This is a genomic window from Chitinophaga sp., from assembly GCF_019236475.1.
Taxonomy (GTDB): Bacteria; Bacteroidota; Bacteroidia; order Chitinophagales; family Chitinophagaceae; genus Chitinophaga.
The window spans coordinates 268,795-285,387 of sequence record NZ_JAFAIX010000002.1; the positions used below are offsets into that span (position 1 = coordinate 268,795).

Consider the following 16,593-nt stretch of genomic DNA (forward strand, 5'->3'; position numbering starts at 1 on the left):
ACTGTCATTTTAAATGAGACCACAATGCTTCGCCGTACATGCCTATTTTGATAAAGCCGTCGTTCACCACTTTGATTTTTACTGCATACACGAGATTGGCCCGTTCGTTTTTCGTTTGAATCGTTTTAGGCGTGAACTCAGATTTATCCGAAATCCAGGTGATGATACCTTTATAGTTTTTATACTCTTTTTTTCCTTGGTCAATGCGTACCTGTACTTTTTGTCCCAGACGGATTTGCGGGAGTTGCGTACCATCGGCATAAGCGCGGAGCCAGATCGTATCTGTGTTTGCAATTTTATACAGCGGCTTTCCTATGGTGGCCAGCTCTCCTGCCAGGGCGTAGCGCGTTAACACCGTACCAGTGATAGGATTGATGATGAGTCCTTTTCGGATTTGTTCCTGGTATTGGGCTGCGGCCATTTGCAGGGGTGCTTGTTCGCTCAGCACTGTTCTGTTTTGTACGCGGGTATTATAATCATCGAGTGACATTTGTTGTTTGGTGGCATTGATTTGTTTACGCATCTGATCCACCTGGCTATTGAGGTCATCCAGTTGTTTCTGCGTAGCTGCGTCTTCCTTTACTAAATTCGTTGTACGCTGTTGCTCCCGCAATAACTGCGCTAGTTGGGATTCTTGCACCTCTAACTGCTTTGCCACCAGTTGGTTTTTCTCAAACGGACTGCTGGTTTTCTGTTGTAGCGCAGCGATGGAAGCTTGTACCTGATCTCGTTGGAGGGTAGGGATTTTCACGTCTATCTGACCAACGGTATCGCCTGCACGAAGCCCCGTTCCTTCCGGCGTCTGGAGGGCGAGGATTTCCCCGTTTTGTTGGGCGGAAACGATTACCTCATCTGCCTCGAAGTTACCGGCTGCATCATAAGGGACGCCTTTATTCCCACAGGAATTGAGCAGGAAAAGGATAGCTGCCAAGGAGAAAAATGATTTCATACTATATGAATTAATTACCGGAAGTAAATTTATGCTGATAGCTGGCCTGCAATAGTTGAAGTTTATGCAGGATGAGTGCTTGTTTTGCCAGATTTTCTGCGTTCAACTGTGCGATGTAATCATGTACCGTGATGACGCCATTGTCTAGTTGCGCTTTCGCAGATTGTTTAACAGATGCCCGTAGGGCGATAGCCTCTTCATCTTCCACAATGATCGCTCTATATTTACGCATATCGCCATCTTCCTGCGCCAAGGAAAGGCGCGTATTAAAGAGAAAAGTTTCTTCCTCCACCGTAATAGACTTACGATTATTCTCCAGGATGCGCTTGTTATTTTTGAGTCCGTATAAACTGCCCAGGTTCCAGTTCATGCGTAGTCCTGTCATATACCAAGGTCCGAAGCTGTTATCCAGGAAGTTTAGGGTAGGTCGGCCATAAGCGCCCTGGAAGAAAGCACTGAACTTAGGGAGATAATCCGCCTTCAACTGCTTTTCTTCTGTGTCCATTACTTTGCGGCGGTTCTTATACCAGTCCAATTCCGGCCGATGAATTTCCGCGGAGATAGGCTGTTCTACGGGCATTTGCAGTTGTGTATTCTCTGGTAGTTCTTTACCAATGAAGATGCCCAACATTTTCATATAGGCGCTACGGTTAGCCTTAAACGTAATGTCTTGGGAACGTGCCGTCGACATCTCCGCTTTCAGTTCATCTACATTACTCCTATAAGCGGTACCATTACGAAGCGATGCGCTTACCTTTTCAATGGCATTATTGAGATCGGAGATACGGAGTGCATTTTGTTTCAGTTGTTCATCCATTAGCAATACAGAGAAGTACAATTGATTGATACGATCTCTGATGGCATACATGTTCACCGTTACATTTTGTTTATCTGCCTCTTCGTTGGCGCGTATATTCTCTTTTCTATAGTGGGCGGCGCTTCCATCATAGATCGTTTGAGACACCTCTCCTACTATTTTATATTGATCCTTACTGAATACCGGCAACTTCACATTAGCGCCTGGAGGCAGGATATTAGGGAATTGTACCACATCCGACTGATAGGTAGCAGCGCCTGAAAAGCTGAGCTGTGGCAGGTATACCTTGCCTGCATTTTCCAGGGAATATTGGCTGGTGGTTTTCACCAGGTCGTAACGTTTGATGAGTGGGTAGTTCTCTCCGGCCAAACTATAGCATTGTTCCAGTGTGAGATCCTGCGCTTGCAGCGGTGCAGCGACCAGGACCCATACCACCAGTATCAGCCATGTATGCAGCTTGTATACCATGATACCTGAGATTAGTATATTGGAAAAAATGATCTGTTACATCATTGCTTTAATCCAGATGGCGACTTTCTTCTTCCGGTCTTCCATCATTGCTTTGAACATCTGCATATCCACAGCGCCCGACCGGATCAAGAGATGCCTGGCTACAAAGGGCAGGATCAGCATGCTCATCATATTCATCACTAGGTGCAGTGGTTCAATGTCCAGTTTTCCTTGTGCCCTTCTTTCCTGTAACTGTTTGACAAAATAGGAATGCAGCATCACGTTGTTTTCCACCAGTTCCTTTCCGATATCCGGTGAACTGTTTGCCACGCCATTCATCACAAACAGCGGCAGATCGGGATGTCCCATTAGCATATCCAGTAATTCTACACAAACGATATCGATCTTTTGTTCAGGTGTGGTATGTTCATCGTTGAGGTGCTTACGCATACCGGATAGTAACTGCTGTATGCCCTCTTTCATGATGATATCGAAGAGTTTCTCTTTGCTGCGGAAGTAATAGTTCACCAATGAGAAATTGATATCCGCTTCCGCCGCGATATCCCGCACCGTAGTGGCCGCGTATCCATTGCGTGTAAAGACGACCCTGGCCGCCTGTATAATCTTTTCCTCCGCAGAAGCGTCGGCAACTTTTTTCTTTCTAGCCGCTTTTGCCATTGTCTGGGATTTGAAATCAAAAGTAGCACTTTGATTAAAATTAAACAAATGTATTAAACAATTGTTCAAAATCGGGAGACACGATTCTCTTAAAAACAGTATAACAAACTAATCTACAATTAGTTATGAATTATTCTTAAGCAGGTTTATTTATTTTATAGAGGACGTGTGGCATCAATGGGTGGTGGGTTGGCAGACTGGGGTGGTTAAATATAGTTAAGAAGGTCATCCCTATTTTTTGCATGACTCTTTCTGAGCGTTGGTTGAGGGTGGCGGTAAAAGACACTACTTCCTCCAGGCCCAATTGATCAAAGCCGTATTGCAGGCAGCGAATGGCTCCTTCAGTGGCAAGTCCGGCGCCCCAGGCTTCGGCGCGCAGGCGCCAGCCAATTTCCACGCAGGGAGTGAACGTGGCTTCAAAGGCTGGATGTGAGAATCCGATGAAACCGATGAACTCCCCTGTAGCCAACAGATCAACGGCGTATAGTCCGTAGCCATACTTGGAAAAGTGTAGTTCCATACGATCCATCATAGCGCGTGTATCCGTAGGCGTTAGTGTATTGGGAAAGAATTCCATCACCGCCTCGTTGACGTTCATAGCTGCAAAGGGCGCTTCGTCTCCCGACAACCATCGTCTGAAACCCAGGCGGGCAGATGTAAAAATGTAATCTTTCATACCTGCAAGGTACAAAATAAGAAAATGGAGAGATGCCTGCGACGTCTCTCCATTTTCTTATTTTTTGTCGCCGCTGCCCACCGGGCAGCGGCAATAGGCATTAGATTTCAGTTTGCATTTACCACCCAGGATTTGCACTCAGGGCTTTATTCATATCTCTTTCTGCTTGTGGGATTGGCCAGAGATAATCCCTTGGATCGAGGAATACGCGTACCTCGCGCTTCATACGTTGCGTGGCGCTTGTGGTATAATCTGGAATATCATTCAGGTCTGTTTCAGAACCGGCGCCACCAAAGGAAGGAACAGCAGCAGGTGCAGCCACAGCCGCCGCAGCGCCATATATTGTCATGTTCATAGCCAGTTTACCTGTCTTCCAACGACGCATATCAAACAGGTGGATACCTTCTGTGGCCAGTTCCACCACTTTCTCTCTACGTACCAGTTGACGCAGTTTTTGCTGACTACCAGCTACCAGCGGGTCTACTACGGGCATGCCTGCACGCTGACGCACCCGGTTGATGGCATCTGTTACGGATGCATCCAACTGATTCAGTTCAATCTTTGCTTCTGCATAGGTAAGCAGGATTTCCGCAAAACGCATGTAAATGAAACCTGTTTTGGAGGTAAAGGCATCTTGCCCTTCATCCAAGGTATATTTCGCCCAAAGGTAGCCTACGCCGTTCTTCACGGGGCCATAGATATTGGATTTGTCCGCATTACTGCTATTATACCAGGTATTGCTCGTGAAGTTAAAGAAGCTGGTGGAATCTTTGTAAATGCTGTATACGCACCTTCTCATCGCACCACTCACTAGCATCGTGATCGTATCACCATCCATAGTAACCGTGCTTTTCAAGCGTGGGTCACGGTTTTTGGAAGGATTTGCAGGATTATACAGTGGAGATTCATCGATGCGTTTACCATCAATGCATTCAAAACGGTCTACCAATGTCTGAATAGGAAAACGACCACTTTGTGCCGATAAAGCACGAGAACCTTGCCCTACGGCAACGAGACTGGTAGGATTGGCCTGATCATCCGGGAAAGGCAGCATAAACAGGATTTCTTTACCCGCGTTTGTGTTCTGTCCTGCTTTTTTGAATAGGTTAGCAAATACAGGATTCAAACCATATTGCGCACTCTTGATCACATCATTAGCAGCGGTAGCCGCTACATCATAGCGTTGTAACAGCAGTGCCAGCTTGGCTTTCAATCCCAATGCGGCCCCTTTGTTCACCCTACCCTGATCCGCCATTTGCCAAGGTAGCTTTGCAGCAGCACTGTCCAGATCATTCAAGAGATAATCTCCTATTTTATTTTTGTCTGTTCTTACCTGGGTATAGAATTCTGTTGGCAGCAAGGGCTTGGTATAAAATGGTACATCCCCGTACAAGCCAATCAGATGGTAGTAGGCCCATGCGCGTAATACCAGTGCCTCCGCTTGCATGCGTGCATAGGTATCCGGCAGCATATTACCTTTTGCTCTTACCATACCATCCAATAGGTTATTGGCAAATGATACCGTTTTATACATCAACTGCCAGGAGGTTCCTATAGTACCTGTGGTGGCGTCATAGGCTCCCGCAGCGATGCCAGGGTTTCTTTCTAGCCCCAGCTCCGTGTATTGGTCAAACGATATTTGAACGGGAATGCTGTTGTTTAGGTTCCAGTAAGTGCTGCTGTAGACGCCTGTCAGGCCCAATGTCACCTGGGCTTCATTGGTATAATACGTGGATGAGGACGGGCTATCCAGCGGCTGTTTGTTGAGATCCTTCTGACAGGCACCGAGGGCAGTTGCCAGGAGGAAGAATATACTGATGCGTTTCATCGCAAAATAGTTTAGATAAATTAGAATTTCAGGTTAATGCCAGCGGTATACGTTTTCATAACAGGATAGAATTCCCCGTTGATGTTATTGATTTCCGGATCAAATCCAGGCGCGTATTTGGAATGCGTAAACAGGTTACTACCGCTCACGTATACACGCAATGAGTTGATTCTCGCAAACTTCAACTGCTTGCCATTGAAAGTATAGCCCAGTGAGACATTCTTCAATCGGAAGTAGGCCCCGTTTTTCATCCAGAAGGAAGAGGTAGGGAAAGAAGGATTCTCCGTCAGACGCGGATAAGCGGCATTAGGATTATTTGGCGTCCAGAAATCTTTCTGCCAGGTGTACATCGTACCGATGAAGTCTGCAGAATAGAATGCCCATGCACCTGTACCACTTACATAGTTATCTCTTTTGCCAACCCCTTGGAAGAAAACATTCAAGTCAAATCCTTTCCAGGATCCATTGAGGTTCAGGCTATACTCATAGTGCGGCATATTATCTCCCAGCACTACGCGGTCGTATCCATCAATTTTTCCATCTGGCGTACCATTCGGTCCACTGATATCTTTGTAGCGGATATCTCCTGGCTTGGTAGTACTCTGATAGAACGGCCCTTTCGTTACTTCTGCATCATTCTGGTAATAACCATCTGCTATATATCCATAATAACTACGTATAGGCGATCCCGGTGTAGTGATAAATGCGCCATCGATGATATTCACGCCACCCAGGTCTTTCACGCGGTTACGAACATCAGAGAGGTTCAAACCTACATTATAGCGGAACTCCCCTATATGATCTTTCCATCCCAAAGCCAGCTCCCATCCTTTGTTTTCCATGGAACCGATGTTGACATAAGGAGGAGTTAGACCCACATAATTCGGAATAGGTTTTTTCAACAACATGGCCGACACTCCTTTCTTATAATAATCGAAAGTGAGACTCAGCCTGTCTTTCAAGAACACCATATCCAGACCAATATCCTGCTGCGTAGATTTCTCCCAGGAGATCATCGGGTTGGCAGCAGCGGTTTGTGCGACACCGGAGTTATTGCGACTATTGAAATAATAGTTATAATCAGTGGTATTCAGCGTGGCTACGAAAGGATAATATTCAGGTAGGGACTGGTTTCCGAGGGAACCGTAGCTGGCTCTGATTTTCGCGAAGCTGATGACATTTGTTAGGCTGCTGAAGAAATTTTCTTGACTCAGTATCCATCCTGCGGAAACAGACGGATAGTATCCCCATTGGTTATGAAATTCCTGTGAGAAACGGGAAGAACCATCTGCCCTTCCATTCAATTCGAGGAGGTACTTTCCACGGTAGTTGTAGTTGAGTCTCCCAAAAAAACTCTGGAGAAAATACTGACTAGCGCCGCCGCTGTTGTTGAAGTTTTTCGTACCAATACCCATGTATGGATCATTGGAAGGAAAATCTGTACGGGAAGCACCCAGGGAAGAAACGCTGAAATCTTCCGCCTGATAACCCGCCAGCAGCTTCAGTTCATGGCCACCGAAAGATTTACTGAATGTACCCTGAATGGTATAGTAGTTCAGTTTATTATTTGAATAGCTTTCTGACAGCATGTTTTGTGCAGGATAATAGCTATCAAACGCCAACTGATTGCTGGTATAATCTGGGCGGTATACCGCATAGTTCTGTGTGAACTTCTTATTATGTGCGTTGTACGTATTGTTAGAGAACCAGGCTTCGAATTCCAGTTCTTTAATCGGTTTATATACGAGCGTAGCTTTCAGGATATTGGAAGGCGTTTCATTTAGATTGAAGCCGCTAGCTTCTGCTTGTCCGACGGGGTTGCGCTTAGCGCTTTGTCCGGCATCGCCATATTTTCCATCGGCGAATTTACCTGCCGCATTGGCTGGCATCCCCAGCATCTGTTTAATAATAAACTCCGGAGTAGCGCCACCAGGTTCGTTTCTAGCGGATTTATTATAGATGAAGTCTCCTTTCATACTTAATTTGTCGCTGATGCGGATATCTGCATTCATGCGCAAATCGTAGCGGGAATAGTAGGTATTGGGTGTAAGACCTTGTTGTTTCAGATAGGTGCCAGAAGCGAAGAAGCGGATATTTTCACTACCCAGACTCAGGTTCAGGTTATGATTTTGCATCATGCCTGTATTGGTCAGGATCAGTTTTTCCCAATCCGTATCGAAGTAATTGAAATTATCTGCCGGATGTTGTTTGTATTTATTGATCAGTGCAGTATCAAAAGCGAAAGCATTTGGATTGTTGGTAGTGTTCTGGCGAGCGATGTTCGCGTATTGCATATGCTCTATGGCATTCACTTTCTCTGGCAGGTTAGTAGCTGCCTGTTTGGCTACAAAGGCATTGTATTGCATGGCAAGTCCCTGCCCTTTTCCGCGGCGGGTAGTTACCAAGATTACCCCGTTGGTAGCGCGGGAACCATAGATGGCGGTGGAAGCCGCATCTTTTAGTACCGTCATGCTTTCAATCGTATTTGGATCTATTTGATCTAGGTTCATCTGCACACCGTCTACGAGGATGAGCGGGCTGGAACCTGCGTATACAGAGCCTTCGCCGCGAATGCGAATACTGGCGCCATCTGTTCCGGGTTTACCGGATTGTTGAGTCACCATTACGCCTGGAACAAGACCTTGCAATAGATTCGAAGCAGAAGCTACTTGTCTTTTGGTAAGATCTTCTGTTTTTAATACCGTGAGTGCGCCGGTGAGATTTGCTTTCTTTTGTGTGCCATAACCTACTACTACCAAGTCTTTCAGCGCAATAGCCTGACCGGAGAGTTGTATTTGCAAGTTGGTAGCGGTACCTACAGTTTGTTCCGTCTGGTTATATCCGACGATCGAACAGATCAGAATATCTTGCGGACCGGCATTGAGTGAGAATACTCCTTTGCCATCCGTTTGTGCCGCGATGGATTTTCCTTTCACCCTGACCGTAACCCCGGGGAGAGGTTCACCACTGTCATGGTCGGTGATTTTGCCGGATATTTTACCGGATTGCCCATGTACTGCGGTTGCAAACAGCATGAGCAGCATAAGACACGGGATAAGGAACCGTTCTTTCATATGCGTCTTTTTTTTAGTGATAGATAGCATCGTTGTGTAATTCATAAGTGAAATGACAATATTGATCCGGACTATGACATAGTCGGTTACGACGTCCGTGGACGCCTGTTTTTATTTTGGTTTCAGGAAAGTTTATCTGTGAAGACGTCCCTGATGTTTGGTTGATGTTCTAATACAGCGCAGTGTGAATATATATATTTTTATTAAACTACAATATAGTTAATATATTTTTTTATTAAGTTTATTTGGAGGTAAATGGAGGGTTGGCTGTCTCTATAATATCATAATTACATAATAATCAATCTATATAGACATATAAATTATTATATATTCCTAAAGTAAACGCCAAAAAAAAATTTAGCAGAAGATTAATAAAGTATCAGTTTGATAAATAATTTTTTTAAAAAGATTAGTTATTGCGCACAGTTGTAATCCAAGATTTGATCATTGTTTGTTCTTGTTCAGACAGTGGGTTGCCCTCTCCCATTGGCATTCTTTTCTTTACAAATACTTGTTGGTAGATATCGGCAGCATTGGTATCCATATTTTTCTTGTTAAAAACGCGATAAGGGTTTGCAACGCGATGGCAATAGTTACATTTGGTTTCCAGGACTTGCAATACCGCTTTTTTATCGGTGTCAGCATTCATACTAAAGAAGGCAGGTAATAAGAGCAGCAGTTTCATGTTCATTTTTATGTAAAACTACTGTGGCGCTATCTCGGGAAATAGAACGAAACCGACAGCCTTCAAAAAAGAGATAAAATATCAAAATGATTTTTGTTTGATTACATTTCGTTATCTTTAATGAATTATCGACCGCAAGACAGGTATTTTCCCCGAAAGCCGAATAACTCCCAAAACACCCTATTATAACCGCAAGCAACTACCATCTATTCTAACAATCGAGATTTATGCGATACTTATTGTCATTGTCATTGATTCTCTGTATCTGCACTTTTGCTTTTGCTCAGCGGCCTATTGCTGCAGCAGAGCTGTCTTTCGCCGCTATGGCGCGCGATTCTTGCAGGTCCGCCTTCTTACACTTCCTTGATAGTGCCGCTGTTAGTTTTTCTAAGGGTATTATCCGTAATGTGCATCCACAGTGGCTACAACTTCCTGAGCCACAAATTCAGCTTTTTGGAAAAGCGGTATATCATAATATGGCTCTTAGTGGCAATACCGAATTTACAACTAGCCCATCTGAGGGGAAAGCCACTAGCGCCACACCTAGCACCTCTTCCAACAGTATAGCTAATAAAAGTGCAGTACCCTCCGCTATCGGTGAGATCAGCGAAGTAGAGTCCTTATTTTTAAAGGACTATCAAACGGCTGGTAACCTGGCATTCAGTGAGTATATCACAAATGCCACCTGGTTTAACCTGGAAGGATATCCACCGCTGCACGACAGTACCAGTATTATGGAGGCTATTGGCGAACTACATAACAATATCACCTTCAAACCAGTAGCAGGCGGACTTTCAGAAGACAAAGACCTGGGCTACGTATATGGTTATACGTTAGAAGGTGCTAAAAGAAACAATTACATGCGTATCTGGTTTCGTACCAGTGCAGGGTGGAAAATCATCTTGCAGATTATACAATGGTAATGCTTACGCGAGATGCGTAGCTCCCTGGCCACTGGCTGCATCTTCCAATGCTTGTATGTCCAGTTTGGTCATCTTCAACATAGCTTCCATTACCCTGGCCGCTTTAACGCGGTCCTTATCTGAGAGCAACTGTCCTAGTTGAACGGGCACGATCTGCCAGGAAAGGCCGTATTTATCTGTCAACCAGCCACATTGATTAGGTACTCCCCCATCTGCCAAGAGTTTGGACCAAAGCTCGTCCACCTCAGCTTGCGTGGTGCAGTTTACAAATAGGGAGATCGCAGGATTAAAGGTAAATACAGGGCCTCCATTTAATGCGTAAAAGGTTTGTCCTTCGATCTCGAAGGTAGCAGACATCACACTCCCCTCTGGGCCAGGGCCCGCAGCAGTATAACGATTCATCTCTACAATACGTGCATTTTTAAACACGGAGATATAAAAATTGATGGCTTCTTCTGCTTGGTTATCAAACCAAAGAAATGGTACTATCTTTTGCATAAAAACAATTTTATAATTGCTGACAAAGAAACTTAAGCGCTTTAGGCAATGACATGGCTTATCTACATTTCTCCTCGTACAGTTTGTTCATCCATCCTATATTTGCTACTCACAAACCAAATTTAACTGCTATGAAAAAGAAATGGTTCACCAGGAGCAACATTTTTAATGCTATTTTCCTGTTGATCCTGGTAGTGGTCATCATTAATCCAACGGCCAAATCTTACGTCATCAGGGGTTTGATGAAGATCGGATTGTTTCAACCATCGGTGCCTACCACTGCTGGCGAACACATGCCAGATGCCTCTTTCAGCGATGAGTCTGGTCAGATGATGAGTATTACTGGTATGCAGGGTAAAGTAATTTTGCTGAATTTCTGGGCCACTTGGTGCCCTCCTTGTAGGGCCGAAATGCCCTCCCTGGATGCCTTGTACCAGGACTTCAAGGGCAATAATCAGCTTGTATTTGTAGCGGTAGATGCAGACAGCGACCTCGTGAAAGCGCGTCGTTTTCTAGAGGAGCACAACTATACACTTCCCGTCTATGCGGCCACTACCGCCATTGCCCGGGATGTATACAATGGTACATTGCCTACCACCATTGTTATCGATAAGAAAGGTAATATACGTGCCCGTTATACCGGCGCTAAAGATTATACGAACACTGATTTTAAAAAATTCCTATCTGCGCTGCTCGCAGAATAGACTGGTAAATACTACATCATTGATGTATATTAGCCCCCAATTTTATTGGACCTTTAATTAAACCATCATTTTATGGAATACAGAGTATTTGGAAAAACAGGCTGGAAAGTCAGCGAGATTGGATATGGTATGTGGGGAATGGCCGGCTGGACAGGCTCTGAAGAGAAAGAAGTGAACATGGCGCTGGATCGCTCCATTGAACTGGGTTGCAATTTCTTCGATACCGCCTGGGGATACGGAGAAGGCTTGAGCGAAGAAATACTGAACAAAACCATCCGTCGTCATCCGGGCAAACGCCTGTATGCCGCCACCAAAGTACCTCCTAAAAACCGTAAATGGCCATCCAGACCTGAATATAAATTATCAGATGTATTCCCTGCCGATTACATCATTGAATACACAGAAAAAAGTCTTAAAAACCTCGGTGTAGAATGCATCGACTTACAGCAATTTCACGTTTGGGAAGATAGTTGGGTACAGCAAGACGAATGGAAAGAAGCCATCACCAAACTGCAACAGCAAGGTAAAGTAAAACATTGGGGGATCAGCGTTAACCGCTGGGAACCAGACAACTGCCTGGAAACCTTGAAAACAGGGCTGATAGATGCCGTACAGGTCATCTACAATATCTTCGATCAGGCGCCGGAAGACAACCTCCTGCCTCTCTGTCGAGAAATGAACATCGGCGTGATTGCCCGTGTACCTTTCGATGAGGGTACCCTCACCGGCACCTTCACCAAAGAAACTACTTTCCCTGCTAATGACTGGAGAGCTAGTTACTTCGTTCCTGAAAATCTGAACAGCAGCGTAGAACATGCAGATGCCTTGAAGCCATTGATTCCCGCAGGGATGACCATGCCGGAAATGGCGCTACGATTCATTCTCAGCAATCCAGATATTGGAACTACCATTCCTGGTATGCGTAAACTGAGAAACGTAAACGCTAATATGGCTGCCAGCGATGGTAAAGGTCTCTCACAAAGCCTGCTGCAAGAACTGAAATCTCATCGTTGGGATAGAACGCCTACCGGTTGGTCTCAATAAATTTTTTCTGCAAAAAAATCGTCCCTGCCCCACTGGGCAGGGACGACAAGCTATAGCGTATTTCTTATTGCAGCTTAGCCAACCACAAAGAAGCATTTAAGTGTAAAGCCGGATGTGAAGTATATCCAGAAGGCACATCGCCAGACCAGCCATTATGCAGCGCATCATTGGGATCGCCGGTGCCATCATCCGCCGGAGAGCTATCACCGATAAATACTACTCTTCCGTTGCCGTAGGTAGACAGTAAGGCCATCACGCCAGTGTTACCATTCAGCGTGGCGCTCATTCTCCAGAACAGCCCTTGTACATTACCATTGACACTTGGATACAGAGTAGCTGTAGTACCATTGTAGAAGGCCAGTTTAGCAGCGGTACCTGCTGCTCCACCCAGTACTTTCTGCGCATAGCTATTGGTACCTGTGTACACCTTGGTAGTAGGCTGTTCGTTGATATCTACAGAGTCTACCACAAAGCCGAAAGGTTTGTTGTTATTAACGCCGTTGTTGCTCATAAAATCATTCCATACACGTGGACTATCGTATCCATCTCCATCCCGATCAGAAGGGTTATAGCCATTAGCATCCACGCCGGAAATATTCTGACCGGTATGATCAGCGATCATCATGAGTCCGCCGCCATTGGCAATAAAATTCATCAGCGCTGTTTTTTCTGAAGCTGTAAACAAACGGTTAGGTTCAATTACCACGAATACATCGTAGTTGCTGAGGTCCTGGGGATTGGTGGCATCGCCGTAAGTTATGGCGCCGCCATTAGGCAAAGATTCTACATATTGTCCTCTTTTCACGAGTTCAATGGCCCAAGAAGAAGTAGCCCCTCTCCAATAGGTTTCAGGCGTAGTGGCAGTAATGCCCGTGTAAGAAGGCGTAGGGAAACGCTGAGCGGCAGTTTCCACGGTAGTTCCGCCGGTATAAATGGGTACATTCTCGGTACCATCGGCATCTATCTGCCAGTCGGCACTACCGGCATTCTCTCTCTTACTGGCATCAAACAGGAATTTCTTTCCTGGCAATGGCGTACCGCCTCCACCACCAAAATCATTGATAACAATGTTGTCGATGTTGATACGATTGGTACCGCCACTCAGTTTACGGATTTCGATACGAGCATTTCCGGAAACGTTGATGGTGAACGTTTGCGTTTGGAGTGTAGCCGTAGACGTGATAGCGGCGCCGGATTGCGTCCAAGTAGTACCGCCGTCAGTGGAGTACCAGAGGCCCCAGGTGCTGGCGCCGTCTGTTCCGTACAAACCATGAGCTACAGATACCGTGCTGATACCAGTAGTTACGTCAAACTGCATCGTAATACGACCTGTATTACGGATGCGGGCCGACCAGGAGCCAACTTTGAGATCTGCGGCGAGATTGCCTATCAACGCATCAAATAGGTTCCATGAATTACCGTGCAACGTGACGTCATCACCCGCCGAGGAGCCCGCCGGGGCTACATCATAGGCTGTTTTGGGACTGGTAGTGCCTACCTCAAAATCCTCACTGAGTGTAACAGATTCCGTTTTTGCTTTGACAGTGCTCTCTGTTTCTGGCTTTACGGGATTGACATTTTTAGTACAGCTAACGATCAGACTTGCTGTGGCGACAGATAGCAGGAATAAAATCCTGAATGGAGTTTTCATCATAACGAAATAGGAGTTTAGAGAAATTTGGATTTGGTGGTGAAAGGGTTATTACGAGTACAATTTCAATGATCTATGTTAACTAGGGGTGTCGGGGACGTTAAGGCTATATTATTTCAATATAACGAAAATCCCTGGAATATTGCGCCCTTCTACGATCTCCTTCTTCTCCCGTTGTTTATAACAAAATATCCCGTCAGATTGTAATTAAACCGATTTACTGTAATCAGCATTTTCATGAAATCCACCACTACTCACCTATTGCTTTTTTGCTTATTTACGCTGTTGCTAATTTCCTGTAAATCAGGAAGGGTAATGGAAATGAATCGGCTACAGATGGAAAGCAATTATTGTGCACCCGCGCCTTCTTTGCATCCCAACAAGGAATATCATCCTTTGATGAACAAAGATTCTTTGCTGAACCAATACCCTGACTGGAAACCGCATACTGTATTAACTGCCAATGCCACCGGTACATTGGAGATGATTGCGCAGTTGCGCCAGATGCGCCGTGATACAGGACTTGCAGCTACTGCTCGAAGGGCTATTCTGCGATCAGATATTCAGCAGCGTTTAATGATTGCCGGTACTGAAATAGCAGGACTAGCTGCACAACTGGACTGTGAAGGAGAAAGGGCAGATCAATTGGGCCGCTATCTTGACGATATCAATGATACCCGCGATAATCGGCTCACCGTAGCATCCATTGCAGCCGGCGCTATTACTACAATCCTCACTATAAAGCTGAACGATGAAAGGGCACAGAATTTTGCAGCAGTAACTGGGGGCGCTATTTCAACAGGATTGGTATTGATGACCATTAATCCGGCTGGTAAGAAGATACGATTACGGTTAGATAAAAACATGTTATCTCCACTGTGGTATGAGAGTGACAGCAGCCACTATTATTCCCCGTTCATCTGGTATATGCTCACAGAGCCTATGTTTAGTAATACCGGTAAACATTCCCTGGCGGCCAGTATCAGAGGGCGCTGGCAGGAATATGATATGGGAACTGAGTTAAGCAAAAAAGAAGAACAAAAATTCTTTGGTAACGGTGGCGTATATACGGCAGATGATCTGCATACCAGGGCAGCCATGTTGAATGAATTGCAATCCTCTATTCGTTCTCTTAACCAAGACCTGCAAGACCTGATGCAGTTTTTGGAAGAAATTCCTATTCAGGGGACTTATTAAAAACGAAGGCCAGCTTCACTATGGGCGGGGACCATCCTTTTAAATATCACGTGTCTCCTTATATATTAAAAAAAATATTTCTATAACAAAAAAAGCTGGTTATCTTTACGCCTGAGATCATCCGCCTATGGGTGGACCATTCCTGTACCGATGCCTATGAATAACATCTACATTAAGAAAGTAGCGCAATTGCTATTTGCATCTGCGGCTATACTGATGAGCGATCCTGTGTCTGTAAAAGCAGCGGGCACACATTTCAGTAGTACCATGGCGGCAGCTCCCAGCATTGATAACCAAGCTTTTACTATTCGGGATGACAGTCCTGTTGGCGCCATTGTAGGCCAACTGACGGCTACCGGCAGTAACCTGCAATGGATCCTCGAAGATGATGGTAGTAAAGGCGCCTTTGACCTGGATGCCAGCGGCAGGCTGGTAGTAAAGGATGCAACCCGCTTACAAGCGAATCGTGGCAATATCGTCAGTGTATACGTGATGGTGAGTGACGGAATATCCAATAGCAATATGGCTGAAATTACGGTGGCTATCATGGATACTTACATGAATATACCGCCTACACTTGATCCTATTGCTGATAAAGGGGCGTGTGCTGGAACATCTGTGGATACTATCTTTCTAACGGGTATGTCTGCCGTAGAACCAGATCAGACCTATAGCTTGGTAGCGGTAGCAGATGCGCCTTTACTGCAACAGTTAAATGTGACCCATGAAGGCGTACTCACCTATCAACTGAAAGGTGGTATTTTAGGCGGTAGTTGCATAATTACTGTGATGATCAAAGATAATGGAGGCGTACGTAACGGCGGCCAGGACACGCGTTTACGCACTTTTACCCTAACCGTCAACCGACTTCCTAACGTCAGCATTGCAACTGATAAAGGTAGTATTATTGCTAAAGGCGATCAATTGACACTTACCGCTTCAGGTGGTGATCAATACCAATGGCGAGCAGCTTCCGGCATCGTTGGAGAAACCGGCTCCGCCAGTATTGTAGTAAGACCTGTATTCAACACCCGCTATATAGTAACGGCCACCAGTAATTTTGGAGGCTGTTCGGATACCGCTGCCATTGATATTCGCCTGTTAGGGGATTTTATTGTCAGAGCTAATAATGTAGTAAGTCCTAATGGAGATGGCCACAATGATCTCTGGAGGATTGAGAACATCGAAGAGTATCCCGTAAATGAACTGACCATTGTAGACAGAGCAGGAAGAACTGTTTATTCTCAGAAAAATTACAACAATACCTGGGATGCGCACATAAATGGGCAGCGACTGGCAGAAGGTACTTATTACTATATCTTCCGGGTAAAAAATCCAGTGACAAAAGCCACCGATGTAGCAAGAGGATTTATTACTGTAGTAGTGGGCGATTAATCTTCACCACTATTCTGTACAAAC

General features: G+C 45.2%; 14 protein-coding genes. 5 read left to right on the forward strand and 9 right to left on the reverse strand.

Annotated elements, in window-relative coordinates; all coding sequences use genetic code 11:
* Positions 1 to 4: 4 nt before the first annotated feature.
* From JO154_RS01610 to JO154_RS01640, 7 genes are all read right to left on the reverse strand, one after another.
* Positions 5 to 949 (reverse strand): HlyD family efflux transporter periplasmic adaptor subunit, encoded by a 945-nt coding sequence (locus JO154_RS01610; RefSeq protein WP_291941287.1) that lies wholly within the window; start codon positions 947 to 949, stop codon positions 5 to 7.
* Positions 950 to 959: 10 nt separating this feature from the next.
* Positions 960 to 2,234, reverse strand: coding sequence for a TolC family protein (locus JO154_RS01615; protein ID WP_291941289.1), 1,275 nt, complete (start codon positions 2,232 to 2,234; stop codon positions 960 to 962).
* A 36-nt stretch (positions 2,235 to 2,270) separates the two neighbouring features.
* Positions 2,271 to 2,894, reverse strand: coding sequence for a TetR/AcrR family transcriptional regulator (locus tag JO154_RS01620; RefSeq protein WP_291941291.1), 624 nt, complete (start codon positions 2,892 to 2,894; stop codon positions 2,271 to 2,273).
* A 136-nt stretch (positions 2,895 to 3,030) separates the two neighbouring features.
* Entirely contained in the window at positions 3,031 to 3,570 is a 540-nt protein-coding gene (locus JO154_RS01625) for a GNAT family N-acetyltransferase (protein WP_291941293.1), read from the reverse strand.
* 118 nt (positions 3,571 to 3,688) lie between these two features.
* Positions 3,689 to 5,398 (reverse strand): RagB/SusD family nutrient uptake outer membrane protein, encoded by a 1,710-nt coding sequence (locus JO154_RS01630; protein ID WP_291941294.1) that lies wholly within the window; start codon positions 5,396 to 5,398, stop codon positions 3,689 to 3,691.
* A gap of 20 nt (positions 5,399 to 5,418) precedes the next feature.
* The gene (locus JO154_RS01635; RefSeq protein ID WP_291941295.1) at positions 5,419 to 8,472 is read right to left on the reverse strand and encodes a TonB-dependent receptor; all 3,054 of its coding nucleotides are present in this window, start codon (positions 8,470 to 8,472) and stop codon (positions 5,419 to 5,421) included.
* A gap of 409 nt (positions 8,473 to 8,881) precedes the next feature.
* Positions 8,882 to 9,157 (reverse strand): hypothetical protein, encoded by a 276-nt coding sequence (locus JO154_RS01640; protein ID WP_291941297.1) that lies wholly within the window; start codon positions 9,155 to 9,157, stop codon positions 8,882 to 8,884.
* 227 nt (positions 9,158 to 9,384) lie between these two features.
* Here JO154_RS01640 and JO154_RS01645 point away from each other — a divergent pair, with 227 nt between their 5' ends.
* Positions 9,385 to 10,080, forward strand: a complete 696-nt coding sequence (locus JO154_RS01645; RefSeq protein ID WP_291941299.1) for a hypothetical protein — start codon at positions 9,385 to 9,387, stop codon at positions 10,078 to 10,080.
* A 3-nt stretch (positions 10,081 to 10,083) separates the two neighbouring features.
* Here JO154_RS01645 and JO154_RS01650 read toward each other — a convergent pair whose 3' ends face one another.
* Entirely contained in the window at positions 10,084 to 10,578 is a 495-nt protein-coding gene (locus JO154_RS01650) for a VOC family protein (RefSeq protein ID WP_291941300.1), read from the reverse strand.
* Between the two features lie 131 nt (positions 10,579 to 10,709).
* Here JO154_RS01650 and JO154_RS01655 point away from each other — a divergent pair, with 131 nt between their 5' ends.
* A complete protein-coding gene (locus JO154_RS01655; protein WP_291941302.1) occupies positions 10,710 to 11,282 on the forward strand; it encodes a TlpA disulfide reductase family protein in 573 nt (190 codons plus the stop codon).
* Positions 11,283 to 11,354: 72 nt separating this feature from the next.
* Positions 11,355 to 12,326, forward strand: a complete 972-nt coding sequence (locus JO154_RS01660) for an aldo/keto reductase (protein WP_291941303.1) — start codon at positions 11,355 to 11,357, stop codon at positions 12,324 to 12,326.
* A gap of 64 nt (positions 12,327 to 12,390) precedes the next feature.
* Here the strand turns inward: JO154_RS01660 and JO154_RS01665 are convergent, their stop codons facing one another.
* Positions 12,391 to 13,980, reverse strand: a complete 1,590-nt coding sequence (locus JO154_RS01665; protein WP_291941304.1) for a hypothetical protein — start codon at positions 13,978 to 13,980, stop codon at positions 12,391 to 12,393.
* 312 nt (positions 13,981 to 14,292) lie between these two features.
* Between JO154_RS01665 and JO154_RS01670 the strand changes: the two genes are divergently transcribed.
* Together JO154_RS01670 and JO154_RS01675 are read left to right on the forward strand one after the other, a co-directional pair.
* Positions 14,293 to 15,174 (forward strand): hypothetical protein, encoded by an 882-nt coding sequence (locus JO154_RS01670; RefSeq protein WP_291941305.1) that lies wholly within the window; start codon positions 14,293 to 14,295, stop codon positions 15,172 to 15,174.
* Positions 15,175 to 15,330: 156 nt separating this feature from the next.
* Positions 15,331 to 16,569 carry a gliding motility-associated C-terminal domain-containing protein gene (locus tag JO154_RS01675; protein ID WP_291941307.1) on the forward strand — a complete coding sequence of 413 codons (1,239 nt, stop codon included), beginning with the start codon at positions 15,331 to 15,333 and terminating at the stop codon, positions 16,567 to 16,569.
* The last annotated feature ends 24 nt before the right edge of the window (positions 16,570 to 16,593 follow it).

What these genes read in the sequence shown, in the direction of transcription:
- JO154_RS01610 (WP_291941287.1), bottom strand. Translation starts at nt 949, where the DNA reads ATGAAATCATTTTTCTCCTTGGCAGCTATCCTTTTCCTGCTCAATTCC.
- JO154_RS01670 (WP_291941305.1), top strand. Translation starts at nt 14,293, where the DNA reads ATGGAAATGAATCGGCTACAGATGGAAAGCAATTATTGTGCACCCGCG.
- JO154_RS01650 (WP_291941300.1), bottom strand. Translation starts at nt 10,578, where the DNA reads ATGCAAAAGATAGTACCATTTCTTTGGTTTGATAACCAAGCAGAAGAA.
- JO154_RS01655 (WP_291941302.1), top strand. Translation starts at nt 10,710, where the DNA reads ATGAAAAAGAAATGGTTCACCAGGAGCAACATTTTTAATGCTATTTTC.
- JO154_RS01675 (WP_291941307.1), top strand. Translation starts at nt 15,331, where the DNA reads ATGAATAACATCTACATTAAGAAAGTAGCGCAATTGCTATTTGCATCT.
- JO154_RS01615 (WP_291941289.1), bottom strand. Translation starts at nt 2,234, where the DNA reads ATGGTATACAAGCTGCATACATGGCTGATACTGGTGGTATGGGTCCTG.
- JO154_RS01660 (WP_291941303.1), top strand. Translation starts at nt 11,355, where the DNA reads ATGGAATACAGAGTATTTGGAAAAACAGGCTGGAAAGTCAGCGAGATT.
- JO154_RS01620 (WP_291941291.1), bottom strand. Translation starts at nt 2,894, where the DNA reads ATGGCAAAAGCGGCTAGAAAGAAAAAAGTTGCCGACGCTTCTGCGGAG.
- JO154_RS01630 (WP_291941294.1), bottom strand. Translation starts at nt 5,398, where the DNA reads ATGAAACGCATCAGTATATTCTTCCTCCTGGCAACTGCCCTCGGTGCC.
- JO154_RS01665 (WP_291941304.1), bottom strand. Translation starts at nt 13,980, where the DNA reads ATGATGAAAACTCCATTCAGGATTTTATTCCTGCTATCTGTCGCCACA.
- JO154_RS01645 (WP_291941299.1), top strand. Translation starts at nt 9,385, where the DNA reads ATGCGATACTTATTGTCATTGTCATTGATTCTCTGTATCTGCACTTTT.
- JO154_RS01635 (WP_291941295.1), bottom strand. Translation starts at nt 8,472, where the DNA reads ATGAAAGAACGGTTCCTTATCCCGTGTCTTATGCTGCTCATGCTGTTT.
- JO154_RS01640 (WP_291941297.1), bottom strand. Translation starts at nt 9,157, where the DNA reads ATGAAACTGCTGCTCTTATTACCTGCCTTCTTTAGTATGAATGCTGAC.
- JO154_RS01625 (WP_291941293.1), bottom strand. Translation starts at nt 3,570, where the DNA reads ATGAAAGATTACATTTTTACATCTGCCCGCCTGGGTTTCAGACGATGG.